Source organism: Kitasatospora sp. NPDC056800, from assembly GCF_042789775.1.
Classification (GTDB): Bacteria; Actinomycetota; Actinomycetes; order Streptomycetales; family Streptomycetaceae; genus Kitasatospora.
Genome location: NZ_JBHUAL010000039.1, coordinates 14851 through 39388 on the forward strand (window position 1 = coordinate 14851; position 24538 = coordinate 39388).

Annotated in this window: 22 protein-coding genes; 12 read left to right on the plus strand and 10 right to left on the minus strand. The window is 73.6% G+C overall.

The genetic code is table 11. The features are described from left to right. Positions 1-73 precede the first annotated feature (73 nt). Together ACFRQN_RS11865 and ACFRQN_RS11870 are read right to left on the minus strand one after the other, a co-directional pair. Complete coding sequence (locus ACFRQN_RS11865; protein ID WP_380740005.1) at positions 74-1300, minus strand: hypothetical protein; 1227 nt, start codon at positions 1298-1300, stop codon at positions 74-76. A 245-nt stretch (positions 1301-1545) separates the two neighbouring features. Continuing rightward, positions 1546-2922 (minus strand): hypothetical protein, encoded by a 1377-nt coding sequence (locus tag ACFRQN_RS11870; RefSeq protein ID WP_049649968.1) that lies wholly within the window; start codon positions 2920-2922, stop codon positions 1546-1548. A gap of 306 nt (positions 2923-3228) precedes the next feature. Between ACFRQN_RS11870 and ACFRQN_RS11875 the strand changes: the two genes are divergently transcribed. Continuing rightward, positions 3229-3939 (plus strand): bifunctional DNA primase/polymerase, encoded by a 711-nt coding sequence (locus tag ACFRQN_RS11875; protein ID WP_053111970.1) that lies wholly within the window; start codon positions 3229-3231, stop codon positions 3937-3939. 497 nt (positions 3940-4436) lie between these two features. On the opposite strand, the gene ACFRQN_RS11880 is transcribed toward ACFRQN_RS11875, so the two are convergent. Then, positions 4437-5129 carry a metal-dependent transcriptional regulator gene (locus ACFRQN_RS11880; RefSeq protein ID WP_049649967.1) on the minus strand — a complete coding sequence of 231 codons (693 nt, stop codon included), beginning with the start codon at positions 5127-5129 and terminating at the stop codon, positions 4437-4439. A gap of 220 nt (positions 5130-5349) precedes the next feature. Here ACFRQN_RS11880 and ACFRQN_RS11885 point away from each other — a divergent pair, with 220 nt between their 5' ends. From ACFRQN_RS11885 to ACFRQN_RS11895, 3 genes are all read left to right on the plus strand, one after another. Continuing rightward, entirely contained in the window at positions 5350-6114 is a 765-nt protein-coding gene (locus ACFRQN_RS11885) for a sugar isomerase domain-containing protein (RefSeq protein WP_049649966.1), read from the plus strand. 271 nt (positions 6115-6385) lie between these two features. Then, the gene (locus tag ACFRQN_RS11890; protein WP_049649965.1) at positions 6386-7303 is read left to right on the plus strand and encodes a DUF4231 domain-containing protein; all 918 of its coding nucleotides are present in this window, start codon (positions 6386-6388) and stop codon (positions 7301-7303) included. Positions 7304-7314: 11 nt separating this feature from the next. Beyond that, positions 7315-8226, plus strand: a complete 912-nt coding sequence (locus ACFRQN_RS11895) for an alpha/beta fold hydrolase (RefSeq protein ID WP_049649964.1) — start codon at positions 7315-7317, stop codon at positions 8224-8226. A gap of 7 nt (positions 8227-8233) precedes the next feature. Here ACFRQN_RS11895 and ACFRQN_RS11900 read toward each other — a convergent pair whose 3' ends face one another. The 3 genes from ACFRQN_RS11900 to ACFRQN_RS11910 are packed head-to-tail and all read right to left on the minus strand — an operon-like array spanning position 8234 to position 14689. Continuing rightward, positions 8234-9202 (minus strand): 2-hydroxyacid dehydrogenase, encoded by a 969-nt coding sequence (locus tag ACFRQN_RS11900; protein WP_380740008.1) that lies wholly within the window; start codon positions 9200-9202, stop codon positions 8234-8236. A 31-nt stretch (positions 9203-9233) separates the two neighbouring features. Next, entirely contained in the window at positions 9234-13229 is a 3996-nt protein-coding gene (gene fxsT / locus ACFRQN_RS11905; RefSeq protein ID WP_375876388.1) for an FxSxx-COOH system tetratricopeptide repeat protein, read from the minus strand. Beyond that, complete coding sequence (locus tag ACFRQN_RS11910) at positions 13226-14689, minus strand: TIR-like protein FxsC (RefSeq protein ID WP_375876389.1); 1464 nt, start codon at positions 14687-14689, stop codon at positions 13226-13228. Before ACFRQN_RS11910 ends, fxsT begins: the two co-directional genes overlap by 4 nt. Before the next feature lie 198 nt (positions 14690-14887). Here ACFRQN_RS11910 and ACFRQN_RS11915 point away from each other — a divergent pair, with 198 nt between their 5' ends. Then, positions 14888-15082 carry a DUF397 domain-containing protein gene (locus tag ACFRQN_RS11915; RefSeq protein ID WP_074005498.1) on the plus strand — a complete coding sequence of 65 codons (195 nt, stop codon included), beginning with the start codon at positions 14888-14890 and terminating at the stop codon, positions 15080-15082. Positions 15083-15329: 247 nt separating this feature from the next. Here the strand turns inward: ACFRQN_RS11915 and ACFRQN_RS11920 are convergent, their stop codons facing one another. Beyond that, a complete protein-coding gene (locus ACFRQN_RS11920; protein ID WP_063780062.1) occupies positions 15330-15686 on the minus strand; it encodes a helix-turn-helix domain-containing protein in 357 nt (118 codons plus the stop codon). Positions 15687-15823: 137 nt separating this feature from the next. On the opposite strand from ACFRQN_RS11920, the gene ACFRQN_RS11925 reads away from it, so the two are divergent. The 5 genes from ACFRQN_RS11925 to ACFRQN_RS11945 all read left to right on the plus strand — a co-directional run bounded on the left by ACFRQN_RS11925 (position 15824) and on the right by ACFRQN_RS11945 (position 20349). Then, positions 15824-16144 carry a hypothetical protein gene (locus ACFRQN_RS11925; RefSeq protein WP_074005497.1) on the plus strand — a complete coding sequence of 107 codons (321 nt, stop codon included), beginning with the start codon at positions 15824-15826 and terminating at the stop codon, positions 16142-16144. Positions 16145-16212: 68 nt separating this feature from the next. Beyond that, complete coding sequence (locus ACFRQN_RS11930) at positions 16213-17424, plus strand: acyl-CoA dehydrogenase family protein (RefSeq protein WP_053111968.1); 1212 nt, start codon at positions 16213-16215, stop codon at positions 17422-17424. Next, on the plus strand, positions 17421-18296 hold the full coding sequence (locus ACFRQN_RS11935) for a hypothetical protein (protein WP_049649959.1): 876 nt from the start codon (positions 17421-17423) through the stop codon (positions 18294-18296). The genes ACFRQN_RS11930 and ACFRQN_RS11935 overlap by 4 nt, the downstream gene beginning before the upstream one ends. Then, a complete protein-coding gene (locus ACFRQN_RS11940; RefSeq protein ID WP_053111967.1) occupies positions 18293-19291 on the plus strand; it encodes a ThiF family adenylyltransferase in 999 nt (332 codons plus the stop codon). The genes ACFRQN_RS11935 and ACFRQN_RS11940 overlap by 4 nt, the downstream gene beginning before the upstream one ends. Further along, on the plus strand, positions 19288-20349 hold the full coding sequence (locus tag ACFRQN_RS11945; protein ID WP_380740013.1) for a TauD/TfdA family dioxygenase: 1062 nt from the start codon (positions 19288-19290) through the stop codon (positions 20347-20349). Before ACFRQN_RS11940 ends, ACFRQN_RS11945 begins: the two co-directional genes overlap by 4 nt. 10 nt (positions 20350-20359) lie before the next feature. Here ACFRQN_RS11945 and ACFRQN_RS11950 read toward each other — a convergent pair whose 3' ends face one another. Continuing rightward, complete coding sequence (locus ACFRQN_RS11950) at positions 20360-20755, minus strand: MarR family winged helix-turn-helix transcriptional regulator (protein ID WP_158077779.1); 396 nt, start codon at positions 20753-20755, stop codon at positions 20360-20362. A gap of 77 nt (positions 20756-20832) precedes the next feature. On the opposite strand from ACFRQN_RS11950, the gene ACFRQN_RS11955 reads away from it, so the two are divergent. Then, positions 20833-22311, plus strand: coding sequence for an MFS transporter (locus ACFRQN_RS11955; protein WP_074005493.1), 1479 nt, complete (start codon positions 20833-20835; stop codon positions 22309-22311). An 89-nt stretch (positions 22312-22400) separates the two neighbouring features. Here the strand turns inward: ACFRQN_RS11955 and ACFRQN_RS11960 are convergent, their stop codons facing one another. Further along, a complete protein-coding gene (locus tag ACFRQN_RS11960; protein WP_380740015.1) occupies positions 22401-23330 on the minus strand; it encodes a helix-turn-helix transcriptional regulator in 930 nt (309 codons plus the stop codon). A 91-nt stretch (positions 23331-23421) separates the two neighbouring features. Here ACFRQN_RS11960 and ACFRQN_RS11965 point away from each other — a divergent pair, with 91 nt between their 5' ends. Then, positions 23422-23973 (plus strand): NIPSNAP family protein, encoded by a 552-nt coding sequence (locus ACFRQN_RS11965; protein WP_049649952.1) that lies wholly within the window; start codon positions 23422-23424, stop codon positions 23971-23973. Between the two features lie 31 nt (positions 23974-24004). On the opposite strand, the gene ACFRQN_RS11970 is transcribed toward ACFRQN_RS11965, so the two are convergent. After that, a complete protein-coding gene (locus tag ACFRQN_RS11970) occupies positions 24005-24532 on the minus strand; it encodes a hypothetical protein (protein ID WP_380740017.1) in 528 nt (175 codons plus the stop codon). Between the last annotated feature and the right edge of the window lie 6 nt (positions 24533-24538).

Here is a 24538-nt window from a genome sequence, read left to right on the forward strand (position 1 = left end):
GAGCGGGGACGGGCCCTCGGGCCCGTCCCCTCCGGTCGTTCAGGGGCCGCCGCCGCTCAGCGGTCGCCGTCGCTCAGAGGTCGCCGTCGTTCCGGTTGGGCAGTCCGCTCTGGGCGGCGATCGTGTTCCAGAGCGTGGCGGCCTGCTTCTTCGCGGTGGTCGCGGTGCCGCTGGCCTGGACGGCGTTCTTGTAGTGCGGGTTGTCCTGCTTCTTCGCGTCGCAGGCGCCCTGGGCGTCCTGCGCCCAGGCCGCGTACTCGTCGTCGGCCTGGGCCGAGGCCGTCCAGGCCGCGTTGAGCTGGTCGACCAGCTGCTGGCCGCCGGGCAGCTTGTCGGTCTTCAGCTGGCCGAGCTTGCTCTGGAGCTCGCGCCGCTTGCCGGCCGCGGCGGTCAGCGCCTGCTGGGACTCGGGCAGCTTGTCGCACTTCTGCACCGAGGCGACCGCGGAGACCACCGAGCTGCGGCTGTCGCTCGCGGTGCCCAGCAGGTCCGACAGCGGCTGCGCCTGGGCCTTGACGTCCGGGTCGACGGCCGCGCCGGAGCCGCTCGCGCTCGCCGTCCCGGGGGCGCCGGTGCCGGTGGCGCCGGCGGTGGCGGCCACCGGGCCGGTCTTCTTGGTGTCGTCCGTGGGCTCGCTGCCGCCGTTCATCAGGACGGCGACCAGGATGCCGGCCGCCGCGCAGCCCGCCACCACACCGCCGATGATCAGCTTGTTGGACGGACGCCCGCCCCGCCTAGAGCCACCCGCCTGGGTCGCGTCGAAGCCCTGGCCGTAGTCCTGCCCCTGCTCCGGGGCGTAGCCCTGGTGGTAGTCCTGCGCCGGGTAGGCCGGCTGCGCGGCCGGCGGGTAGGCCTGGTAGCCGGGCGCGGGCTGCGGCTGCGGGTAGCCGGGCTGGGCCTGCGCCGCCGGGTAGCCGGCCGTCTGCGGGTCGCCGCCGGGGTAGGGCGGCAGGTACTGGGTCTCCGGGGCCGGATCGGGCTGCGGCGCACCGTACCCGGGCTGCGCGGCGCCGTAGCCGGGCTGCGGCGCGCCCCACGGGGCGTTCGGCGCGGGCATCGGCTGGCCCGCCATCGACTGGCCGGGCATCGGCTGCGCGGGCATGGCCTGGGTCGGCAGCGCGTGCGCGCCCTCGCCGAGGTACTCCGGCTGCCCGGAGGGCTGTCCCACCGGCGGCACCGCCGAGTGGGCCTGCGGCGGGCCCGGCTGGCCCGGCTGGCCCTGGGGCTGGCCGGGCTCGGGGCGGAACAGGTCGTCCAGGTTGAAGTCACCGGAGTTCGGGTACGAGCGGCGCTGACTCAACGCGATTCCTCACCTGTGCAGGACCGCGCACTGACGGCGGACCACATCTCGTCGGTTCTTGGGAGCATCACAGTTCCATTGGACGTCGCGCCCACGCTACCGGTTCGCCTCACCGGGTGACCACGTGGGCGGGACATCCGTCACGCTCCCTGCACAGACGATCCGCGGCGGCCCCGGGCTCAGGGCCTGTCTTCTGGATCCTCGCCGGGTCCGCCAGGATCCAGGAGACAGGCCCTGGGCCGCTGTTAGGCCGCCTCGGCGTCGGCCCGGGCGTGGAACTCCCGGACCACCCGCTGCTCCCGGTAGGGCTCCAGGCGGCGCCGGAACTCGTCCAGGTACTCCACGCCCCGGTTGGAGCGCAGCCCGCTCAGCAGCCGGACCGCCTGGGTGCCCGTCTCGCAGGCGCGTTCCAGGTCCCGCTGCTGGAGCTGGGCGGTGGCCAGCAGGACGAGGTCCACCGCGCGGCGCCGGACCCGGGTCGGCGGGTGCAGGTCGAGCGCCCGCCGGGCGTAGTGCTCGGCCGGGCCGGCCTGCTCCAGGTCCCGGTGGCAGTGGGCGAGCTCGTCCGCGAGGTAGGCGTCGTCGAAGTGGGCGATCCAGTCCGGGTCGTCCTCCGGGCGGCGCTTCTCCATCGCCTCCAGCGCCCTGGCCGACACCGTCTCGCAGGAGCGGGCGTCGCCGAGCAGGGCGTGGCCGCGGGCCTCGGCGGCGTAGAACATCGCCATCGCCGTCGGGGTGGCCACCGAGCGGGCGCCTTCCTGGGCGGCGCGGGCGAGTTGGGCGATCTCGCGCGGGTTGCCGAGGGTGGCGGCCAGGTGGCTCATCGAGGCGGCCAGCACGTAGCCGCCGTAGCCGCGGTCGTCGGCGGCCTGGGCCAGCCGCAGCGCCTGGATGTAGTAGCGCTGGGCGAGCCCGGGCTGTCCGGTGTCCACCGCCATGTAGCCGGCCAGTTCGGTCAACCTGGCCACGGCGGCGAAGAGTTGGCGCCCGGTCTCCTCCCGGTAGGCGCCGCCGAGCAGGCCGGAGACCACCGAGTTGAGGTAGTGCACCACCACCGGGCGCACGTGGCCGCTGCCGAAGCGGTGGTCCAGGTCGACCAGCATCGCGGTGGTCGCCTTGATCGCGGCCACGTCGGTCGGACCGACCCGGGGGCCGCCGGCCCGCGCCACCACCGGGTCCGGCGGGGTGATCAGCCAGTCCCGGCTGGGCTCCACCAGCGCGGACGCGGCGACCGTCGCGCCGGTCAGGAAGTCCCGCCGGCCGACGTCACTGCGCCACAGCTCGCACACCTGCTCCAGGGCGGCGCCGATGGTCGGCGCGAACTGGAGCCCGATGCCGGAGCTCAGGTTCTTGCCGTCCGCCATGCCGATCTCCTCGACCGACACACTGCGGCCGAGCTTGCGGCCGAGGGCCTCGGCGATCACGGCCGGCGCCTGCCCGCGCGGCTGCTGCCCGCGCAGCCAGCGGGCGACGGAGGTCTTGTCGTACCGAAGGTCCAGCCCGTGCTCGGCGCCGCAGAGGTTGACCCTGCGGGCCAGGCCGGCATTGGAACAGCTGGCCTCCTGGATCAGTTGCTGCAGACGCTCGTTGGGCTGTCGTGCGACGAGTGGTCTCGCGGCCATTGGGCTTCGCCTCCCCACACCCTCCGGTCCCGGCCGGCGGGCGACGATTCTGCTGATCTGTTGCCGACTGTCCGACCGTCCAAGGAATCTGACACCAGGTTAGCGATCAGCAACGCCAGCGGGATACCCACGGTGACGAACCGCACCCCCCTTGCGCCCTGGTAAATGCTCCTGTGCGCCCCCGCTGCGCCTGCCCTCGGGCCCTTCAACTCGGTCGACTAACCGGAACGGGTGACATTGCCGCGATGCACCCAACCGGGCGGCTCCGGGCCGTAACCAGCCTCACGCACGGTAGTTGAGCACCCCGTGGAAGACATCCCCGACGCGGACCGGAACGAGAAGGCCGCTCCGCCCCCCTTACTCATCGAAGCCGTCGGCTACGCCGAGACCCGCCACTGGGAGGTCGCCCCGGGCGCCTGGCTGGTCGACGACGGCGACGGCGGCGTCCGCTGCTCCTGCGGCGACCGGCGCTGCACGCTGCCGGGCGCCCACCCGCTGGACCCGGACTGGGCGCGGCAGGCGAGCGCCGGCCCCGGCGCGGTGCGGAGCTGGTGGACCGAGCGGTCGCAGGCGTCGATCCTGCTGCCCACCGGGCGCTCGTTCGACGTCCTGGACGTCCCGGAGACGGCCGGCTGCCTGGCGCTCGCCCGGATGGAGCGGATGGACCTCCAGCTCGGACCGGTGGCGGTCCAGCCCGCCGCGCCCGGGCGGATCGGGCGGCGGCTGCACTTCCTGGTGCTGCCCGGGGTCGCGGCCAGACTCCCGGAGATGCTCCGCCGGCTCGGCTGGCCGCCCGGCCGGCTGGACCTGGTCGCCCGCGGCGAGGGGGACTGGACGGTCGCCCCGCCGTCCCGGATCGGCTCCCTCGGGTACGCCCAGTGGGCCCGCTCCCCCACCGCGCTCAACCGCTGGCTGCCGGACGCCGCGGAACTGATCAGCCCGCTCGCGTACGCCTGCGGCCGCGAGGCGCCCTCGGTCCGCACCGCCGGGGCCGCCCAGCCCGCGCCGGTGGGCTGAGCCCGGGCCGCTCCCCCGACCCGCTCCGTCCGACCCACTCCGTCCGACCCGCGCCACCCGGCCTGCTCCGTTCGGCCCCGGGCGTGTCGGACGCCCCCGAGACCAGCCGCCCTCTGCCGATCGGGTGAGGGCGCGCTCCGCGCGACACCACGCGCGCGAGTGACGGGCCTTGTCCCCCACCGGGGACGGGGCCCGTCATACGCATGTCCGGATAAGGCCTCCGTGTACCCGCTGGTCAACCGGCAAAGCCCCTCGTACGAGTGACAGCACTCAAGGATTGCCATGATCGGCCGAGGGGAGGAATTGCGATGTGTGGGGACGCCGGCAGGGGCGCTCGGACGGGGAAGCCGGGCGGCGGCGACGGAGGGGAAGCGGGAGGGAACAGGAGGGGACGGAGGGGATGGGGAGGACGAAGGGGCCCGCTGCACGGGGAGCAGCGGGCCCCTTCGCCGTACCGGAGCACCCGGCGTATCGGAGTACTCAGGCGCGGTACGGGCTCAGGCCTGGGCGACGAAGACGTGCTGGGCGATGTCCTTGCCCAGCTCCGCCGCGTTGTCCCCGGTGCCGACCAGCACGCCGCCGACGCCGGCGCTCACCTTGACCGTGGAGCCCGGCCGGACGCCGGCCCGGCGCAGGGTGCTCATCAGCGCGCTGTCCGTCTGGATCGGCTCGCCGATCCGGCGGACCACGACGTCGGCCCCGGCCTCGCCCGGCTTGACGGTGTCCAGCGGGACGAGCCCGGCGTCGAAGCCCTCGCCCTCGGCCTTGGTGTCGCCCAGCTCGTCCAGGCCCGGGATCGGGTTGCCGTACGGGGACTGGGTGGGGTGGCCGAGCATGGCGAGCACCTTGCGCTCGACCGTCTCGCTCATCACGTGCTCCCAGCGGCAGGCCTCCTCGTGCACCTGCTCCCACTCCAGGCCGATCACGTCGACGAGCAGGCACTCGGCGATGCGGTGCTTGCGCATGACGCGCACCGCCAGCCGGCGGCCCTCCTCGGTCAGCTCCAGGTGGCGGTCCCCGGCGACCTGGAGCAGCCCGTCGCGCTCCATCCGGCCGACCGTCTGGCTGACCGTGGGACCGCTCTGTTCCAGGCGCTCGGCGATGCGGGCGCGCATCGGGACGATGCCCTCCTCCTCCAGCTCCAGGATGGTGCGAAGGTACATCTCAGTGGTGTCGATCAGCCCAGACATCGCCGCTGGCTCCGTTCTTCGGTGTCCTCACCGCCAATTCTGACGTACCGGACCGACAACCGGGTCCGCCCCGGGGCTCCGGGGACCCGTTTTGTTCCTGTTGACAACGATGCCGCCGGGGCGCGACCGTGCTCGCCGAAGCTTTCTCCACCGGCGGTCTGGACCACCCGGACCACCCCACCCGGCCGGATCCCCCACCGGCAGAGAGCGAAGGCAGCAGATGAACGACCTGGTCGGCCGGTACTTCGACGCGGCGATCTCCCACCTCCAGCGGGTCCGCGAGGAGGAGGCCGACACCATCGAGGCTGCCGCCGCGCTGCTGGCGGAGGCGATGACCGAAGGTCGCCGGGTGTTCACCTTCGGTGCCGGGCACTCCGCGCTGCCGGCCCAGGACGTGGTCTACCGGGCCGGCGGGCTGGTCCCGGTGAACCTGCTGAACGTGCCCGGGATGGCCGGGGTGACGGTGATGCCCGCGCCGCTGTCCAGCGCGCTGGAGCGGGTCTCCGGGCTGGCCACCGCCACCCTGGACCTGACCCCGGCGACCGCCGGGGACCTGCTGTTCGTGATCTCGCTCTCCGGCCGCCAGGTGATGCCGGTCGAGCTGGCCCGGTACGCCCGGGACCGCGGCCTCAAGGTCGTCGGTGTGACCTCGCTCGCGTACCCGCGGGAGGTGCCCTCGGCGCACCCGACCGGCACCTACCTGAAGGACCACTGCGACGTGGTGCTGGACAGCAAGATCGCGGTCGGCGACGGCGAGCTGACCCACCCCGGCGCCGAGACCACCTTCGGCCCGGTCTCCACCATCGTGACCAGCGCGCTGATGCAGGCCGTGGTCGCCTCGGCGGTCGGCCGGCTGGCCGACCGGGCGGCCGCCGGGGAGTGCCCCGCGCCGCCGCTGTTCCGCTCCGGCAACGTCCCGGGCGGCACCGAGTGGAACGCGAAGCAGATGGCCGAGAACGCCGAGCGGGTCTTCTACACCTACTGAGCCGCACTCCCGCCCGGGCGAACCCGCCGGTCCGCACCGGCAGGTCGCCCGCGCACACCCGTCGGCCGCCGCACGCCCCCACCGCCTCCCGCACGCTGGGTGCCGGACCGAACACGGGGAGTACCGGACAACCACCGGGTCTTCCCGGCCACATCCGGCCGCCCCGGCCGTCACCAGGCGTACCGGCGAGCCGCCCGGGGCAGGAGAGCGGTGCGACCGGAGCGACTGGTGGGGGCCGAACATGGCGTCTGTTGCGGGACGGACCGGGTGGGTGCGTGAGCGGGACCTGCTGCCCGAGTTCTTCTGGGCCGCCGACGCGGCCTCACTGCGCGGGCAGCGGCGCTCGGTGCTGCTCTCCGCCTGGGAGCTGGTCCTGCTGGTGGTCGCCGCGGCGACCGGCTCCGCCGACGGCGAGCCCTGGGCCTGGCCGGCGGCGGCCGCCTACCTCGGCGCGATCGCGCTGGCCGTGGTGATCAGCCGGCAGAACCCGCAGGGCCTCTGGTACGAGGGCCGGGCGGCCGCCGAGTCGGTGAAGACGCTGGCCTGGAAGTACGCCGTCCGGGCCGACGCCTACCAGCCCCCGCCGCGCCCCCTGCCGGACGCCGAGGGGCTGTACCGCTTCCAGCTCGCCCGGGTGCTCGGCGCGTTCCGGGAGACCCCGGTGGGCGTCCCGGACGCCGGGGTGGAGATCACCCCGGCGATGCGCGACCTGCGCGGGCAGCCGCTGGCGGTGCGCCGCGAGGTGTACCTGGCCGAGCGGATCCGGCTGCAGCACGACTGGTACCGCGCCAAGGCCCGCTACTGCGCCCGCGCCGGGCACTGGGCCGGGGTGCTGGGCGTGCTGCTGCCCGCGCTGGGCCTGGTGCTCGCCGTCCTGCGGGCGCTCGGCGCGTTCGGCTACGACGCGCTGGGCACGGTGTCGGCGGTGGCCGCCTCGGTCGCCGCCTGGGCGCAGCTGCGCCAGTACCGGCCGCTGGCCGCCGCGTACGCCCTGGCCGCCGAGGAGCTGGCGCAGGTCCAGCGCCAACTCGCCCAGCTGGACCTGGAGTCGATGGAGGCCGAGGAGGTCTGGGCCCGCCTGGCCCGGGACGCCGAGGACGCGATCTCCCGCGAGCACACCACCTGGCAGGCGCGCCGGGAGGTGCGCACCACCACCGACCGGGAGCACGCAACCGACCCGGAGCACTGAGGAGGCCGCAGGTGTCGTTACGGACGGTCAAGACGGCGGACGACCGCGCCCTCGCCGTGGAGTCCCTCGGCGACCCGCGCGGCCGTCCGGTCTTCCTGCTGCACGGCATGCCCGGCAGCCGGGTCGGCCCGCACCCGCGCAGCACCGTGCTGTACCGGCTGGGCGTACGGCTCATCTCGTACGACCGGCCCGGCTACGGCGACTCGACCAGGCTGTTCGGCCGCCGGGTGAGCGCGGCGGCCGCGGACGTGCGGACCATCGCGGACGAGTTCGGGCTGGAGAACTTCGCGGTGCTCGGCCGCTCCGGCGGCGGCCCGCACGCACTGGCCTGCGCGGCGCTGCTGCCGGAGCGGGTCAGCCGGGCGGCGGTGCTGGTCGGCCTGGCCCCGCGCAACGCGACCGGTCTGGACTGGTACGCGGGGATGACCCCGTCCAACGTCCGCGCCTACAAGGAGGCCGAGCGCGGGCACGGCCGGATCGCCGACGCGATGGAGTTCCGCTCCCGGCAGATCAAGGACGACCCGGTCCGGCTGCTGAACGGGCTGCGCACCGAACTCTCCGCCGCCGACCGGGAGGTGGTGGCCGACAGCGGGCTGCGGCGGATGCTCCAGAGCAACTACCGGGAGGCGTTCCGGCACGGCGCGGACGGCTGGATCGACGACGTGCTGGCCTTCACCGCCGACTGGGGGTTCGAGGTCGGGTCGGTCCGGGTGCCGACCTGGCTCTGGCACGGCGCGGACGACCAGTTCTCGCCGGTCGACCACTCCCGCTGGCTCGCCGACCACATCCCGGACGCCGAGCTGTTCCTGGAGCCCGGCGCCGCGCACTTCGGGGCGTTCCGGGTGATGACCACCGCGCTGGCCTGGGCGGCCGGCTGGGGTGCCCCGGGGGGTTCGGACCTCCACCGGCGTCCGGGGCGCTGAGCTGCCGTCAGATGAGCTGGACCACCGGCGTCAGCGGCGCCGAACCGCCGAGCACCGCCAGCACGTTGTCCACCGCCAGGCCGCCCATCGCCTGCCGGGTGCGGACGGTGGCGCTGCCCAGGTGCGGGGCGAGCACGGCGCGCTCCTGGGCGAGCAGCGCGGCCGGGACTGCCGGCTCGCGCTCGAAGTTGTCCACGGCGGCGGCGAACAGCGCGCCGGACTCCAGCGCGGCGGCCAGCGCCTCCTCGTCCACCACGCCCGCGGTCATGCTGACCACCACCGCGCCGCGTGGCAGCAGGGCGAGCCGGCGGGCGTCCAGCAGGTGCCGGGTGTCGGCGGTGAACGGGCAGGTGACGACCAGCACGGTGGAGGTGGCGAGCAGTTCCTCCAGCGGCTTCCAGTCGGCGCCCCCGGCCTGCTCGGGCGGCAGTTCGCGGCGGTTGTGGTAGCCGACCGGCATGTCGAAGGCGCGGGCCCGGCGGGCCACCGCCTGGCCGATCCGGCCCATGCCGAGCACGCCCAGCGGGGTGCCGGCCAGCTCCATGCCGAGCAGGAAGTTCGGCGCCCAGGTCCAGGGCGCGCCGGAGCGCAGCAGCCGCTCGCCCTCGCCGAGCCGGCGGGTGGCGGCCAGCAGCAGCGCCCAGGCCATGTCGGCGGTGGCGGTGGTGAGCACGCCGGGGGTGTTGGTGACCAGCACCCCGCGTTCGGCGCAGGCGGCCACGTCCACGTTGTGGTAGCCGACGGCGTGGTTGGCGACGACCGCCAGCCCCGGGCCGGCCGCGTCGAGGAACTCGGCGTCCACCCGGTCGTCCAGGGTGGTGATCACGGCCCGCCGGCCGCGGACGGCGTCCAGCAGGGCGGCCCGGTCCATCGCCAGGTCGGAGTCGTGGCAGGTGACGGCGTGGTGCGCGGTGAGCCGTTCGATGACGCCGGGGGCGAGGCGCCGGGTGACCAGGACCGGGGGCGGGGTGCTCATGGTCCGGCAGCGTACCCCGCCCCCTGCCCGGTCAGACCGGCTGCGGCTCCAGGTCCCGGTTGATCCGCTTCCAGCCGCGCGCGGCGACCGTGTTGGGGTGCTCCTCGCCGAACTGCCGGATCAGTTCGGAGATCGCCCGGGCCCGCAGTTCGGCCGCCTGGGTGTGCCGCCCGCCCGACCGCAGGGTGATCGCCAGGTTGGCCTCGCAGGCCACCGCGTCCGGGTGCTGGGCGCTGTAGCGGTCGCAGAGCCCCTGGTACGCGGCCCGGCCGAGCCGCTCGGCGCGGTCCAGCTGCCCGTCGTCGCCGTAGGCGTTGGCCAGGTTGATCATCGCGTTGAGGGTGTACGGGTGCTCGGGCCCGACCGAGCGGGTCAGCCCCTCGAAGGTGATCCGGCCGCGCTCGATGGCGCCCGGGACGTCGCCGCTGCCCCGCAGGTAGATGCCGAGGTTGTTGGCGCAGGCCAGGGTGAACGGGTGCTCGTCGCCGAACAGCCGCCGGTGGCCCTCGAAGACGGTGGAGCAGAGGTCGCGGGCGGCCTCCTTGTCGCCGGAGGCGCTGTGGTCGGCGGCCAGGTTGAGCGCGCAGGCGAGCGCGTCGGGGGCGTCGGCGCCGTAGCGCTCCAGGTAGCGCTCGTAGGTCTCCTTGGTGATCCGGCGGGCCTCGGCGAGCTGGCCGATCCGGCGCAGCGAGACGGCCAGCGACTTGGCGTTGCGCAGGTTCTCCGGCAGGTCCGGGTCGAGCACGTCGCCGAGGTCGGAGGTGACCTCCTGGAGCAGGTCCACCGAGCCGCGGTAGTCGCCGAGTTCGCGCAGGTCGCGGGCCAGGTTGGACTTGGTGGAGAGGGTGTAGGGGTGCTTGGGGCCGAGGACGGCGGTGCGCCGGTCGAGGGTCTCCTGGTCGAGTTCGCGGGCCGCCTCGCTGTCGCCGACCAGCCGGTAGTCGATCGCCAGGTTGTTCGCCATGGAGAGCGTGCGCGGGTTGTCGTCGCCGAACAACTCGCGGAACTGGTCGAGGATTTCGCGGTCGAGGTCGAGGGCGGCCTGGAACCGGCCGAGCGCCCTGCGGTCGGCGCCGAGCGAGCCGGCCGTCATCAGGGTGTACGGGTGGTGCTCGCCGAGCAGGGCCCGCTGGCGCTCCAGGGTGTCCTCGTCCAGGGCCAGCGCCTCGCCGTAGTTCCCCTGGGAGCGCAGCACGTTGGCGAGCTGGAAGCGCAGCAGCAGGGTCTGCCGGTCGTCCTCGCCCAGCTTGCCGGTCCACTCCACGTCCAGGGCGTGGCCGAGGTCGCGGGCGCGGTCGAGCTCGCCGCGCTTCCACAGGTAGCGGACCCGGTCGATGAGCAGCTGGCGGGTGTCCGCCTCGTCGCAGTTGTGCGCCTTGGACGGCGACAGGTGCGGCCAGATCTCGTCGAAGGCGGGCCAGTTGGCCGGGTCGTCGGTGTCGCCGAGGACGGGCCGGGCGCCGGTGAGGATGCGGTGCACCTCGTGGACGGCGACCTCCTGCTCGTCGGCGGTCATCCCGGCCCGGATCACCGCCTGGACGAGCCGGTGCACCTGGAAGCTGTTGCTGCCGGCGTCGACCTTGGCCAGCGCGTACCGGCCGATCGCCTGGATCACCTTGCCCAGCATGAACTTGTCGCTGAGGTCGGCGTCGAACCGCACCAGTGCCCGGATCATCTGGTCGCTGTAGAAGAGGTTCATCGAGATCGGCTCGGGCGCGAAGAAGGCGCAGAGCTGGAGCAGCCGGACGGCCGCCGGGGACTGCTGGCGCAGCCGTCCGATCGACACGTTCCAGGTCGCGGCGACCGGGGTCGGGTAGTCGGCCGGGCGGCCGACGGCCAGCGCGCGGGCGGCCTCGGCGTGCAGCTGGGAGACGTAGGTCTCCACCGGGGTGCCGGTGGTGTCCAGCCAGGCGGCGGCCACCTCGACGGCCAGCGGCAGGTCGCCGACCGCCTCGGCGACCCGGTCGGCGTCCGGGCGGGAGAGGCTGCGGGCGCGCCGGCACAGGTGCTCGACGCTCTCCCCGCGGGTGAAGACGTCGACCTCCAGCGCCTCGGCGTGCCCGGTCCAGGCCTGGTTCCGGGAGGTGACCAGGATGTGGCCGGAGCCGCCGGGGAAGAACCGGCGGATCTCGGCGGGCTCGTCGGCGTTGTCGAAGATCAGCAGCCAGCGCGAGGTGGGCACGCCGCGCCGCAGCGCCTCCCGGGCCGCCTCGGCCGCCTCGGTGACCGAGTCGCCGACCCGCAGGCCGAGCCGGCGGGCGAGTTCGGCGAGCGCCGGGGCGACCAGCTCGATCTGCTCGGCGTCGATCCACCAGACCAGGTCGTAGTCGGACATGAAGCGGTGGGCGTACTCCAGGGCCACCTGGGTCTTGCCGACGCCGCCGAGCCCGTACAGGGTCTGCGGGGTGGGCAGCACGGCCGCCATGCCGCCGCGCAGCTGGTTGCGCAGCTGCTCCAGGACGGCGGCGCGGCCGGTGAAGGAGGGGTTGCGCGGCGGGACGTCCCACACCGAGGGCTTGCTGCCGGGGAAGCGCGGGCCGCCGCTGGGCGCTTCGTCGAGCGGGGAGTCGCCGCGGCCGAGCGCGCGCAGCAGGCTCTGGATCGACTGGGTCTCGTCGCGGCCGACCAGGTCGACCGGGTTGCGGTTGCTGAACGGCGCGGTGAGCCGGACGTCGCCGACCCGGACCGGCAGCAGCTGGCGCCGGGTGCCGGAGGGGTCGGAGCTGACCACCGACTCCCACAGCGCCCGCGCCTGCGGGGAGCGCTGGTAGGCGGGCGAGAGCACGGCGACCGTCCGGTACGCGGAGTCGATGCCGCGCTCGGTCTCCTCGCGCGGGTCGGTGCCGGCGCTGAGGTCGCGCGGCAGCACCCGGAAGCCGGCCCTGGTCAGGACGGACTCGATCCAGTCCGCCCACATCCGGTCCTCGGGGACGTAGGAGAGGTAGAGGTCGGCGGGCACGGACGGGCGGCGGCGGGTGAACGCGTCCACGTAGCGCAGCCGCACCTCCTCGTCCATCGGCGGCAGGCCGGCCGCCCGGCCCTCGGTGATCATGGAGGTGAGCCGCTCGCAGGCGGCCAGCATCGAGGTGGGCGTGCCGGTCTGGTCGCCGAAGGTCGCGAGGATCTCCTCGTAGGCGTAGAACGGCCGGTACGGGATCTCCACCGAGCCCCAGTACTGGGCGAGTTCCTCGCCCTCGAAGCCGGTCGGCAGCCCGTCGAAGCGGACCCGGGCGAGGGCGCGGCCGGCGTCCGCCTTCTCCTTCTCGCCCTCGTCGATGCGCATCGGGACGGGCAGGATGCGGATGCCGCGCTCGCGGTAGCGGTCGTGGATGTGCTGGGCGATCCGGGAGGCGCCGTCGATGGACTGGTCGCTGAGGGTGAAGCAGACCACCAGGTCGTCGGGCATCTGGACGGTGCAGATCTCGGCGATGTCGGACAGGCCGGTGCGGGAGTCGATCAGCACGTAGTCGTAGCGCTTGGCCATGTCGGCCTTGAGGGCGTCGAAGAACTGCCCGCCGTCGAAGCGGTCGTAGAAGATGTCCCAGTCGAGGTGGGTGACGGCCTCGGAGTAGTCGCGGTTGAACTGGCCCGCGGAGAGGAAGTCCAGGCTGCCGCCGGCCGGGAAGTGCGGCCAGATGAGCGAGAGCGCGTGCGGGTGCACCCGGGCGAAGTCCAGGTGCCAGCCCTCGGCGTGCTCGACCGGGCGCAGCGCCTCCTCCCGGTACTCGGCGATCAGGTCCATCATGCCGGTGGTGCCGGCCAGCGAGGCCTGGTCGAGGAACGGGTGGAAGAACTTGGCGAGGCCGGGCGCCTCCAGGTCCCAGTCCACGGTGAGCACCCGGAACCCGTTGGCGGCCAGGATCCAGGCGGTGTTGGCGAGCGCCATGGTGCGGCCGGTGCCGCCCTTGTACGAGTAGAAGGTGATGATCCGGCCGTTGCGGTCCTGCTCCGCCGCCTGCCGCTGGGCGGCCAGGTCGGCGGCGGTGAGCCCGCCGAGGCGCAGGTTCCTGGTGACGTTATCGCTCATCGTGGTCCTCGTCCTCCCAAGGGCGCCATCCCGTCATCGGGTTCATCGCCGTCGTCGCGGTACGGTGCGTGCTCGCGGTGCGGGTCGTTGCCGTTGTTCCGACTCCGGTGCTGGGTGCGGCCGTTGCCGTTGCTTCTGCTGTCGGCGGGATCGTCCCCCTGGTCGTCCCCGAAGGGGTCCGCCGGGGCTCCGTCCGACCCGTACCCGCCTCCTGGGCGCCGGAACGCGTCCCGCAGGCTCGGCCGCGGTGGCGGCGGTTCCTCCGGTTCGGCCCGGGTGCGGCCCTCGAAGGCGTACTTGGCCTTCATCGCCGCCCGGGGCAGCGCGTCGTCGAAGTCCTCCAGCGTGTGCAGCCCGGTCGGGCCGGTCGCGCCGAGGAAGCTCGGCCGGCTCGCCCGCCGGGTGATGCGCAGCGCATCGTCGCTCAAGTCGCCGAGTTCGTCGGAGCGTTCGGCGCACTCGGGGTCGTCGCCGTTGAACGGCTCCAGGATGCTCACCCAGGTGGCGTCCGAGCGGTCGAAGCGCCGGACCAGTTCGCGCCGGCGCGGGTCGCGCAGCGCCCAGCGGTCGAGCAGCAGCAGGCCGGGTGCCTCGGCGTTGCCGTCGATGATCGACTCGACCTCGTCGTCGAACTCGTGCACGGTCGGCTGGAACCCCAACTGCCGGGCGAGACGGGCCGCGTGCTGGGCGATCGGCGAGCCGACCGGCCGGTACGGGTGCCAGTCGGTGCGCCGTTCGCCGTAGTAGTCGGGGCTGCGGTCGGCGGGCAACTCGTTCTGGTGGTAGGAGAGTACGGAGATCCGCAGCTGCTTGGTCGGGGCGGTGACGTTGAAGGCGCTCGGGAGGGTGTTGAACTCCAGCCGCCGCCCGACCGGGATCACCGTCTCCTCGGCGACCTGGACGATCCGGGCCGCCAGCCGGTGCACGGCCAGCTCGTAGGAGGAGCGGAAGTAGCTGAGCTTCATCAGCGCGTAGAGCCCCTCGGTGGCGTACTCGGGTCCGAAGCTCGTGTGGTTGAACTGGAGTTCACTGGCCACGTTCGGCAGCCGGTAGCGGCTCATCGGTGCCCACAGCACCGGCACGATGCCGCTGGTGCGCTCGGAGTCGAGGTTCGCCGGGTAGACCGGCCGGCGGGTGAAGGCGTGCCACTCCTGGCCGCACGGGACGCTGTTGAAGTACCTCGGGGAGTACAGGGGTACGAAGACCCGGCACGTCGCCAACTCGTCGGACAGCCGTTCGGCCCACAACTCGCCCTGGTGCATGGACTCGTCCATGAAGCCGACCGCGACCCCGTCCGGGACGGTGGTGAGCTGCAGCACCGCCTCGCAGAGGTCCCGGTACAACTGCCTGACCCAGTGGTTCGGGTCGCTCGCGCCCCGCGCACCGGCCTTGGGGGTGTGCGCGTAGGAGAGGAAGAAGTACGGCCGGGCGTCGTCCTCGTCCCAGCCCCGGTCAGTCACACGCGCCTCCCCCGGGCCCGTCGGCAAACCTGCCTCCCGCAGCCCCCGTGCGGCGGGGCTTCAGTGTAGGAACGACTGACACCCCAATGGAATAGCACAACGTCTCGCACGAATTGACATGACCGAAACGATGCCGCCACCCGTGCACAGGGAGCAGTACCCTCGTTCCGGCCGCCACGCACCACCAGGAGGGCATCCGTGGACCACCTCGACTGGCAGAGGTCCAGCACCAGCAGCGACAAGGATGACTGGATCGAGATCGCCTCCGCGGGCGACCACGTCTACATCCGGCAGTCCAACGACCCCACCCTCGTCGTCACCACCACCCGCATCAAGTTCAACGCCTGGGTCCGCGGCGCCAAGGCCGGCGAGTTCGACCACTTCGTCGCCTGACCCCGTCGGGCCCCTGAGGCGGGAACGGGAAAGCCGGACAATTCAGCGCCTTTCCCGATTTCTCCCGCGAGCTTCCGCACCGCCGCGGACCCGGCCGGTTCCGCGGTGCGGAATGGGCCGGGCCCGCGGTCGACCGGCTATTCGCCGGGCCGCGCGTGCGAAGAAATCATTTCCACAATGTTTCGGCCGGTTGCACCGCACCGGAACGACGCCCTGATCCCGTACGATCGCGCGCCCGGCGCCCCGGTCAGCCGACGGCGGCCAGTTCGAGGTCCGCGTACGCCTGGCGCGCCCGCTCGATGTCCTCGCCGTACAGTTCCGACCAGGCGACGATGCCCTCGACCAGTCGCAACAGGCTCTCCCCCATGGGCGTGAGCTCGTACATCACGGCCGGCGGACGGCTCCCGACGACCCGGCGCCCGATGAAGCCGTCCCGCTCCAGGCGGACCAGCGTCTCGGACAGCACCTTGCCCGAAACGCCCTCCATGCCGGATTTCAGATCGCAGAATCGTCGCGCACCGGCGGAAATCTGCTGACAGGCGAGCATCGTCCACCGCTCGCCAATGCGGTCCATTACCAGACGCGCAAGACAGTCACCATTCATTTCGGTCTCCCCCCGTGGACCGGCTGTTACTTCGGGGTAACCATAACTCCCCGGGGTGCGGTCGTCACGGTGAAGTGGATCACGGTCCTGATCTATAACTGGGGACCTCCTCGATCACCACTTCCCAGGGGTTCCCCATGACCATTTCGCCCGAGAAGACCGTCACGGCCCTCGCCGCGGCCGCCCAGGCCGCGCCCGAGTGGGCCGCCGCGGGGGCCACCGTCCGCTTCGTCCTCAGCGACCCCGACACCGAGGTGACCCTCGACCCGCAGGGCCGGACCACCGACGACGCTCCGACCCACGTGCTGCGGATCAGCTGGGCCGACCTGCTGGACATCACCTCCGGCCGACGCACCTTCATGCGCTCCGTCACCGGCCGCCGGCTGTCCTCGCACGGCCCGGTGATGCAGACCTTCGCTTTCGGCCAGGCCCTGGCGGCCTTCGGCCTCGGCCGCTGAGCACCCGGAGTCCGGAATCCCGGACTCCAAGCCCTCCGGACGTCCACCACCCCAGACAAGGAGCACCCATGTCCACCCTCCACTCCCCCGCCGACCACCCGCTGCTCGCCGCCCACGAGGCGGACGCCCTGCGCACCGTGGTCGCGTTCGCCAAGGACCAGGTGGCCCCCGGCGCCGCCGAGCGCGACGCCGTCGAGAAGGGCCAGGTGGACTGGGACACCGTCCGCGCCGGTCACCAGGTCGGCCTGCTGCGGATGGCGATCCCCCGGGAGCTGGGCGGCCTCGGGCTGAGCCAGATCGCCGTCTCGCTCGTCCTGGAGGAGCTGGCCGCCGCCGACCCCGGCATGGCCGTGGTCTTCGGCGCGACCGGCCTGTTCCAGACCCCGATCCTGATCTCTGGCGACACCCGCCTCCAGGAGCGCTACCTGCCGAAGTTCCTCGGCCCCGACCCGGTCCTGGCGTGCAACGCCGTGGCCGAGGAGCGCAACGGCACCGACCTGGTGCTCCCGCAGAACGCACCGCACGCCCAGGAGATGACCAGCGCGAGGCGTTCCGGCGGCGGGTTCCTGCTGAACGGCACCAAGCGGTACATCACCAACGCCCCGGTGGCGACGTACGCGACGGTCATGGCCAACCTGGAGGGCGAGCCCGGATCGACCGGCCTGACCTGCTTCGTCACGGACCTGGAGCAGGACGGCGTCACCCGCGGCGAGATCCACGACAAGGTCGGCTACCGGACCGCGCCGGCGGGCGAGCTGGTCTTCACCGACGCCCGGGTCCCCGAGGAGAACGTCCTCAACGGCCTGGCCGGCGGGTGGGACCTCAACGTGGCGATCGGCAACGTGACCCGGGTGACCTGCGCGGCACTGGCCACCGGCATCGCCCGGCACGCCCTGGAGCGGGCCGTCGCCTGGAGCGGCAGCCGCCGGCAGGGCGGCCGGCTGCTGTACGAGCACCAGATGTCCGCGCGCAAGCTCGCCGACATGGCCGCGCGCGTCTCCGCCTCCCGGGCCCTGTACCTGGACGCCGCGGTGAAGGCCGACAACGTCATCCCGACCCCCGCGTACGAGCCGGCCGTCGCCAAGCTGGTCGCCGACCGTGCCGCCATCGACAACGCCGACGCCGCCATGGCCCTGATCGGCGCCCAGGCCTTCCAGCGCGGGGACGGCATGGACCGGGTCCTGCGGGACGCCTACGGGCCGCGGATCTACGAGGGCTCCCCCGAGGCGCTCGCGCTCGTGATCACCGGTGAGCTGTTCTCCGTCCCGGAGATCCGATGACCACCGCCCTCGCCGACCGCCACCGCGACGACCTCCTGCGCGACGGCGCCGACATCACCCTGCCGGGCCTGGAGGAGTCGCTCACCGGGGACCCGCTCTTCCACGCGGTGAGCCCCGAGGGGCTGCTGGTCCTGACCGTCGCCGGCGCGCGGCTGCCGGCCGCCGCGCTGGAACAGGTCTACCGCTTCCGCCTGGTGCAGTACCTCCAGCGCGGGTGGGTCGACGCGGCCGCGGTGGCCGCCCGCGGTCTGCGCGCCGAACCGTACGACGAGTTCGCGCTGCGGGACTTCCACACCCTCGTCGTGGAACGGTCCACCGGGCGCCTGCGCGGCTACGGAACCCTGGCCGCGGCCCGCGACCACGCCGACACCCCGCTCGGCGACCCCGGCCACCGGCCGTTCGTCGTCGAGCGGGACTACGCCCTCCCGCTGGCCGAGCACCTCGGCCCGCGGACCCCCTCGCACCTGGTGCGGGAGGGCAAGCGCCTGGTCCGCGACTACGCGATGCCCCGCTCGCAGGCCGCGGTCAGCGTCCCCTGGTGGGTCTACCTGGCCTGGGCGGCCGGCTGCCTGGAGGTGCTGGACAGCGACCCGGCCGCCGCGATCGTGGGCGACGGCAAGCTCGAAGGGGCCGTCAACCAGCTGCGCCTGCTGGGCTTCGCGGTGCGGACGCTGGATGTCGCACCCGTCCCGCCCGACCCCACCGACCTCTTCGCCCCCATGTGGGACCAGCAGGAGCGCTCGTACCCCTTCGTCCTCACGGACGACGGGGCGCTGCGGCCGACGCTGGAACACCTGCGGACCGTGCTCGGCTCCGGCCGGGAGGGCTCGGTGCGCTCCCGACTCGTCGACTTCCTGGAGGCCCGGTCATGACCGCGATCGACGTGGAGACCCCCGAACAGGCCCGTGAGCTGGACGAGGCGCAGTTCTACGCGTGCCTGACCCAGCGCAACCAGGGCCTGATCCCGGACGAACTCCAGGAACGGATCGGCCGGACGCGCCTGCTGATCGCCGGCTGCGGCTCCATCGGCGGGGCCACCGTCCAGCCGCTCGGACGGATGGGGTACCGGCACTTCGTCCTGGCCGACGTGGGCACGTACGAGCTCAACAACCTGAACCGGCAGAACGCCACGGTGGACGACCTGGGCCGGAACAAGGCCTCCGTCGGCGTCGATCTGCTGCGCGGGATCAACCCGCACGTCGACGCCCGGGTCGTCCCGGACGGCATCACCGCGGCCAACGTCCGGGCGCTGGTGGAGCAGGCGGACGTGATCGTCGACGGTGTCGACGTCACCACCCCCTCGGGCCTCGCGGCCAAGATCCGCCTGCACCAGGAGGCCTGCCGCCAGCGCAAGCCGCTGGTGACGGCCTGGGACATGGCGGGGATGCTCGCCGCCCAGTGCTTCGACTACCGGGTGGTCCGGGAGATCTTCGACGGCCAGATCGCCCCGGGCGACGAGGAGCGTCTGGACACCTGGGAGGTGGTCTTCCGGATCGCGCCCCGGGCGCACATCCCCGGCGAGATGTACCGGGAGCTGCGCCGCGGCCTGGCCCGGCCGGACTACAGCGTTCCCCAACTCACGGAGGCGGCGACCCAGTTCGGCGCGCTCGCGGTGCACATGGTCAACGTCCTGGTCTCCGGGCGTCCCCTGCCCCGCACCGTCGCGGTGGACGTCCACCACGTCGCGATGACCAGGGGCCGGCGCCTCGTCGACCGCCTCCACCGCCACCTGGAGCGGGCCCGTTTCCTCGCCTGGCTGCCGCCGGAGCAGGCCTGGAACGGCTTCGCCCCCGCACCGGTCTACCGGGCCCGCCGCCAGTGGGCCCTGCGCGCGGCCGGCCCGTCGAGAGAGAGGACAGCACCATGACCAGTGACTTCACCTACACCGACATCCGCAGCGCCGGCATCCGGCTGACCGCAGAGGAGTCGGAGCAGATCGCCCGGGCCGCGCTGGCCGTCGCCCTCGACTTCCGCGGGCACTCGCTGCACGACGCCGGTCTGCTGCACGCGGTCGAGCTGGCGGCCGCCGCACTGCCGGCCCCGGTCCGGCGGGCGCTCATCGCGTTCCGCGACCGCAGCAACGCCGGCGGCTGCCTCCTGCTCGCCGGCCTGCCGGTCGGAACGCTGCCCGCCACCCCGGACCGGCCGGAGTCGGAGCCGACCTGGTCGGAGGTCCCGGTGGCGACGATCAGCCAGCTCATGGTCATGTCGATGCTCGGCCGCTCCATCTCCTACAGCGACGAGAAGGACGGCCGGCTGGTCCAGGACGTCTGCCCGAAGCGCGGCGCCGAGCAGCGCCAGGAGAACAGCGGCTCCGTCCTGCTGGAGCTCCACACGGAGGACGGCTTCCACCCCAACCCGCCGCACTTCCTCAGCCTGGTCTGCCTGCGCGCGGACCACGACCAGGTCGCCGCCACCGTCAGCGGCGGGATCGGCGACGCCCTGCCGCTGCTGGACGCCGAGACGGTGGCGGCCCTGCGGCGGCCGGAGTTCCGGACCAGGTTCAGCTCCTCCTTCGTCCCGGACGCCTCGGTGGGGGTGCTGACCGCGCCCATGCCGGTCCTCTCCGGCGAGGAGGACTGCCCGGACCTCATGGTGGACTTCCACGCCACCGTCGCGACCACGCCGCGGGCGCGGACCGCGCTGGAGCGGCTGGAGGAGGCCGTGCGCCGCACGCTCAAGGGGCTGGTGCTCCGGCCGGGCGACCTGATCATCCTGGACAACCGCCGTGCGGTGCACGGGCGCACCGACTTCACCCCGCGCTACGACGGGAACGACCGCTGGCTGCGGCGCTCCTTCGTGGTCACCGACCTGCGGCCGCTCAACGGCCACCTCGGCCAGGGCGGTCAGGGCCGCAGCCACCGGCCGGTGACCCCGGTGGCGGCCGGCGCCGAGCGCGTGCTGGTGGGCACGGCCGGCGTCTGACGCCCCGGGCTCAGGCCATCCACACCCGGGCGTCGGCGTTCTCGTCGGTGATCCGCTTCAGTTCCCCGTCGACGGTCGCGGCCGCCCGCCGGAAGACCTCCCGCCCCGCTTCGGTGAGTCGGATCTGGTAGCCGCGGCCGTCGCCCGGGGAGGGCCTGCGGTCCACGTACTCCGCGTCGACCATCTGCGTCAGCATCCGGGAGACCTGGGGCTGGCTGCGCGAGGTGCGGGTACTGACCTCTCCCGGGCGGACCCAGTCCCCCTCCGCCCACAGCACCTCCATGATCTCGTACGCGGTCACGCAGAGGTCGAACTCGTCGGACAGGGTGTGCTCGATCCTCTGGTTCATCTGCGCGCAGACGCGCACCAGGGACAGCCACCGATCGGCAAGAGGAGTGTTCGCCACGCTCCGCAGTCTAGATCCGACCCCCCTTCCATGTCGATTCATGCGCATGTATCTTGTTGCCCCGGAAAGGAGAACCGATGACTGAGGCAATCTCACTCGTGGACGCCAAGCAGGAGAACGACCGAGGAACCGAGCAGGGGCAGGAGCGGCAACCCGCCAAGACCTCCTGGATGCCGATGGCCGCCGTCGGCGTCGCCCAGCTGATGGTCATGCTGGACTCGACGGTCGTGAACGTGGCGCTGCCCTCGATCGGCTCCGAGCTCCCCGCCGACCAGACCGCCCTCCAGTGGACGATCAGCGCCTACATCCTCATGTACGGCAGCCTGCTGCTGTTCGGCGGCCGCGTCGCCGACGTCGTCGGACGGCGCCGGTCCTTCCTGGCCGGCCTGACCACCTTCGCCGTCGCGTCCGTCCTGTGCGGCCTCGCCGGCAACCAGGAACTGCTGATCGCCGGCCGCGTGCTCCAGGGCCTGGGAGCCGCGGTGCTCTCCGCCGCCGCCCTGTCGATCGTGGTGACGGTGTACCAGAACGAGGACCAGCGCAAGGCCGCCCTCGCCACCTGGAGCGGCCTCGGCGTGATCGGGGCCATCCTCGGCGCCGTCCTCGGCGGGCTCGTCGTCTCGGCCGTCAGCTGGCGCTGGGCCTTCCTGATCAACATCCCGATCAGCCTCGCCTCCGGGATCATCGGCCTGCGCAGCCTGCCGGCCATGCGCGCCGACGGCCGCCGCCCGCTGCGCCTGCCCACCGCGTTCTTCGCCACCGCCGGCCTGGCCTGCCTGTCCTTCGGCCTGATCCGGCTGCACGACGGCATGACCTCCGTCACCGCGTGGGCCAGCATGGGCCTGTCCGTACTCCTGCTCGCCGGCGTCGCCCGGGCCGAACTGGGCAAGTCCGACCCGCTGCTCCCGCTGCACCTCCTGCGCATCCCCACCTACTGGCTCAGCAGCCTCGGGCTGCTGCTCGCCGCGATCGTGATGATGGGCAGCTCCTACCTGGCCAGCAACTACTTCCAGGGCGCGCACGACATGAGCGCCTTCGCCACCGGCCTCTCCATGCTCCCCATGGGCCTGGCCGCGCTGGTCTTCGCCTCCGTCGTGCCCAACCTCATCGGCGCCGTCGGCCCGGGCCTGACCTACCTGATCGGCGCACTCACCCAGATCGCCGGCGCCGCCGTCCTGGTCACCGGACCGTCCAGCACCGTCGTCGCCATCGTCGCGCTGACCGTCATCGGGGCCGGCCTGCCCACCTGCTTCGTCCCGCTGTACGGGGTCGGCACCTCCCACGTGCTCCCCGAGGAGTCCGGCGTCGGCTCCGGCCTGCTGAACACCTTCAACGAGAGCGGCGCCGCCCTCGGCATCGCGGTGATCGGCACCATCCTGGCCACCTCCACCGACGGCGAGCTGGCCTCCGGCGCCACCGCCCCGGACGCCATGACCACCGGCGTCGGCAACGGCTTCCTCGCCGTCGTGATCTGCGCGGCCCTCGCCGCCTGCATCGCCCTGGGCCTGCACCGGCTGACCCGTGCCGCCGGGCAGACCGCGACCACGGAGTCCTGAAACCACCCCCTCCCCGGGCCGAACCGGCCCCCCGGAACCGCCCGACCGGCCCCCCGCCGGTCGGGCGTTCCGCTGTCCGGGCCCGGGGGTCACCCCCCGTAGCGGGCGGCCAGGGTCCGGACCGTTGCGGCGATGCGGGCGCGGAGTTCGGCCGGTTCCAGGACCTCGACGTCGGCGCCCAGCCGCAGGAACTCCCCGTGCGCGTGGTCCAGCGACTCGATCGGCACCCGGGCCTCCGTCCAGCCGTCGGCCGCGGCGGCGACCCCGAGGCGCCGGGCGCCCTCCGGGGTGAGCCGGAGCAACGCCTCCCCGGTGTGCAGCCGGGCCCGGAAGTCGGCGAGGTAGTCCGCCCAGTACGCGCCCAGGCCGAAGCCGTCCGGCACCGCGAACTCCTCGTCCAGCTCGCGCAGTTCGACGACCTGGTCGACCCGGTACGTGCGCATCCCGGTCGGCCCGGCGGCGACCAGGTACCAGCGCCCCGCCTTGAGCACCAGCCCGTACGGCTCCACCCGCCGCTCGATCTCCTCCGGCGCCCGCCAGCGCCGGTACCGCAGCACCACCGCCCGGCGCTCCCACACCGCGGCGGCCACGGCGGCCAGGTGCGGGGTCTCGTCCGCCGCGCCGTACCAGCCGGGCGCGTCGAGCAGGAAGCGCTCCTGGATCCGCCCGGCGTGCTCGCGCAGTTCGGCCGGCAGGGCCGCCCGCAGCTTGAGCTGGGCGGCGGCGAGCGCCTCGCCGAGGCCCAACTGGGCTGCGGCGCCCGGGAGTGCGGCGAGGAAGGCGGCCTGGGCCTCGTCGGCGGTCAGCCCGGTGAGGCGGGTCCGGTAGCCGTCGACCAGCCGGTACCCGCCGGCGTGCCCGGCGTCGCCGTACAGCGGGACACCGGCGGCGGCGAGCGCCTGGACGTCCCGGTAGACCGTACGGACGGAGACCTCCAGCTCCGCCGCCAGCTGCTCGGCGGTCAGCCGGCCCCGGTTCTGGAGCAGCAGGAGCAGGGCGACCAGCCGACTCGCGCGCATGCCGCCCAGTATCCACTGACAGGGGATGTCAGGGGAGCGCTCCTACGCTGCGGCCCATGAACGACTTCACCCGCACCGGGGCGGCCGCCGCATGAGCCCCGTCGTCGAACTCCGCCGGTACACCCTGCACCCCGGCGCCCGGGAGACCCTGATCGAGCTGTTCGAGCGCGAGTTCGTGACCGGCCAGCAGGCGGTCGGCATCACCGTCGGCGGCCGCTTCCGCGACCTGGACGACCCGGACCGCTTCGTCTGGCTGCGCGCCTTCCCCGACATGGCCGGCCGGCGGCGCGCCCTGGAGGCCTTCTACGGCGGCCCGGTCTGGCGGGAGCACCGCGACGCGGCCAACGCCACCATGGTCGACAGCGACGACGTCCTGCTGCTGCGCGGCCCCGGCTTCACCCCGCCCGCGGGCGCCCGCGAGGTCCTCGCCACCGTCTGCCACCCGGCCGACGCCGCCGCCTTCGACGCCTTCGCCACCGAACACCTGCTCCCGGCCCACGCGTTGCACCGCACCGAGCACGCCGAGAACGACTTCCCCCGGCTGCCCGTCCGCACCGGCGAGGACGTCCGCGTCTGGTTCGGCCCCGCCGAGCCGGCCCCCTGGCCGTCCCGGCGACTTCGGCTGGAACCCGTCACGCCGTAGCCCCCGGACGCACCCCGCCGCACCCGCTCCGTCAGGGGCCGACGAACCCCGCCAGCTCGTCGGCCGACTCCGGTGCCAGGCGGTAGAACCCCTGGAGGCCGACCGCCCGTTCGAGGCGGCCGTCCACCACGTGCTTCAGGTTCCGCGTCCGGTTGCGGCGGTTGCGCCAGGTGAGCCGCTCCAGCAGCTCGCCCGGCACCGGCCGGTCGAAGCGCACCGGCGTCGCGTCCACGTGCACCGCCGAGGCGCCGCAGCCGCCGGCGCCGAGCATCGACCAGGCCTCGTGCCCGGGGAACGCCGGGTCGTCCCAGCTCGCGGCGGCGGCGCCGCAGCAGTCGCCCCGCTCCCGGTCGACCACCCGCATCCGGCTCACCACGAACACCTCGCACCGGCTGACGTGCAGCGCGTACACCTCGTCCCCGGCCCGGGCCCCCGACCAGGCGGGCAGCGAGGTGTGCACCCCGCTGAAGGCGACCGGGGGCCGGGCACCCACGTGGCCGGCCTTGCGCAGGGCGCGGCAGGTCGGCTGGGTCCACAGGACGGTGAAGGCGTCGGGCATGCGGCG

Bases quoted from the DNA above. Each gene is read 5' to 3' on its own strand.
- ACFRQN_RS11870 (WP_049649968.1), bottom strand. From the start codon at position 2,922: ATGGCCGCGAGACCACTCGTCGCACGACAGCCCAACGAGCGTCTGCAG.
- ACFRQN_RS11960 (WP_380740015.1), bottom strand. From the start codon at position 23,330: ATGCGCGCGAGTCGGCTGGTCGCCCTGCTCCTGCTGCTCCAGAACCGG.
- ACFRQN_RS11900 (WP_380740008.1), bottom strand. From the start codon at position 9,202: ATGAGCACCCCGCCCCCGGTCCTGGTCACCCGGCGCCTCGCCCCCGGC.
- ACFRQN_RS11935 (WP_049649959.1), top strand. From the start codon at position 17,421: ATGACCACCGCCCTCGCCGACCGCCACCGCGACGACCTCCTGCGCGAC.
- ACFRQN_RS11920 (WP_063780062.1), bottom strand. From the start codon at position 15,686: ATGAATGGTGACTGTCTTGCGCGTCTGGTAATGGACCGCATTGGCGAG.
- ACFRQN_RS11880 (WP_049649967.1), bottom strand. From the start codon at position 5,129: ATGTCTGGGCTGATCGACACCACTGAGATGTACCTTCGCACCATCCTG.
- fxsT (WP_375876388.1), bottom strand. From the start codon at position 13,229: ATGAGCGATAACGTCACCAGGAACCTGCGCCTCGGCGGGCTCACCGCC.
- ACFRQN_RS11945 (WP_380740013.1), top strand. From the start codon at position 19,288: ATGACCAGTGACTTCACCTACACCGACATCCGCAGCGCCGGCATCCGG.
- ACFRQN_RS11965 (WP_049649952.1), top strand. From the start codon at position 23,422: ATGAGCCCCGTCGTCGAACTCCGCCGGTACACCCTGCACCCCGGCGCC.
- ACFRQN_RS11970 (WP_380740017.1), bottom strand. From the start codon at position 24,532: ATGCCCGACGCCTTCACCGTCCTGTGGACCCAGCCGACCTGCCGCGCC.
- ACFRQN_RS11885 (WP_049649966.1), top strand. From the start codon at position 5,350: ATGAACGACCTGGTCGGCCGGTACTTCGACGCGGCGATCTCCCACCTC.
- ACFRQN_RS11925 (WP_074005497.1), top strand. From the start codon at position 15,824: ATGACCATTTCGCCCGAGAAGACCGTCACGGCCCTCGCCGCGGCCGCC.
- ACFRQN_RS11955 (WP_074005493.1), top strand. From the start codon at position 20,833: ATGACTGAGGCAATCTCACTCGTGGACGCCAAGCAGGAGAACGACCGA.
- ACFRQN_RS11930 (WP_053111968.1), top strand. From the start codon at position 16,213: ATGTCCACCCTCCACTCCCCCGCCGACCACCCGCTGCTCGCCGCCCAC.
- ACFRQN_RS11940 (WP_053111967.1), top strand. From the start codon at position 18,293: ATGACCGCGATCGACGTGGAGACCCCCGAACAGGCCCGTGAGCTGGAC.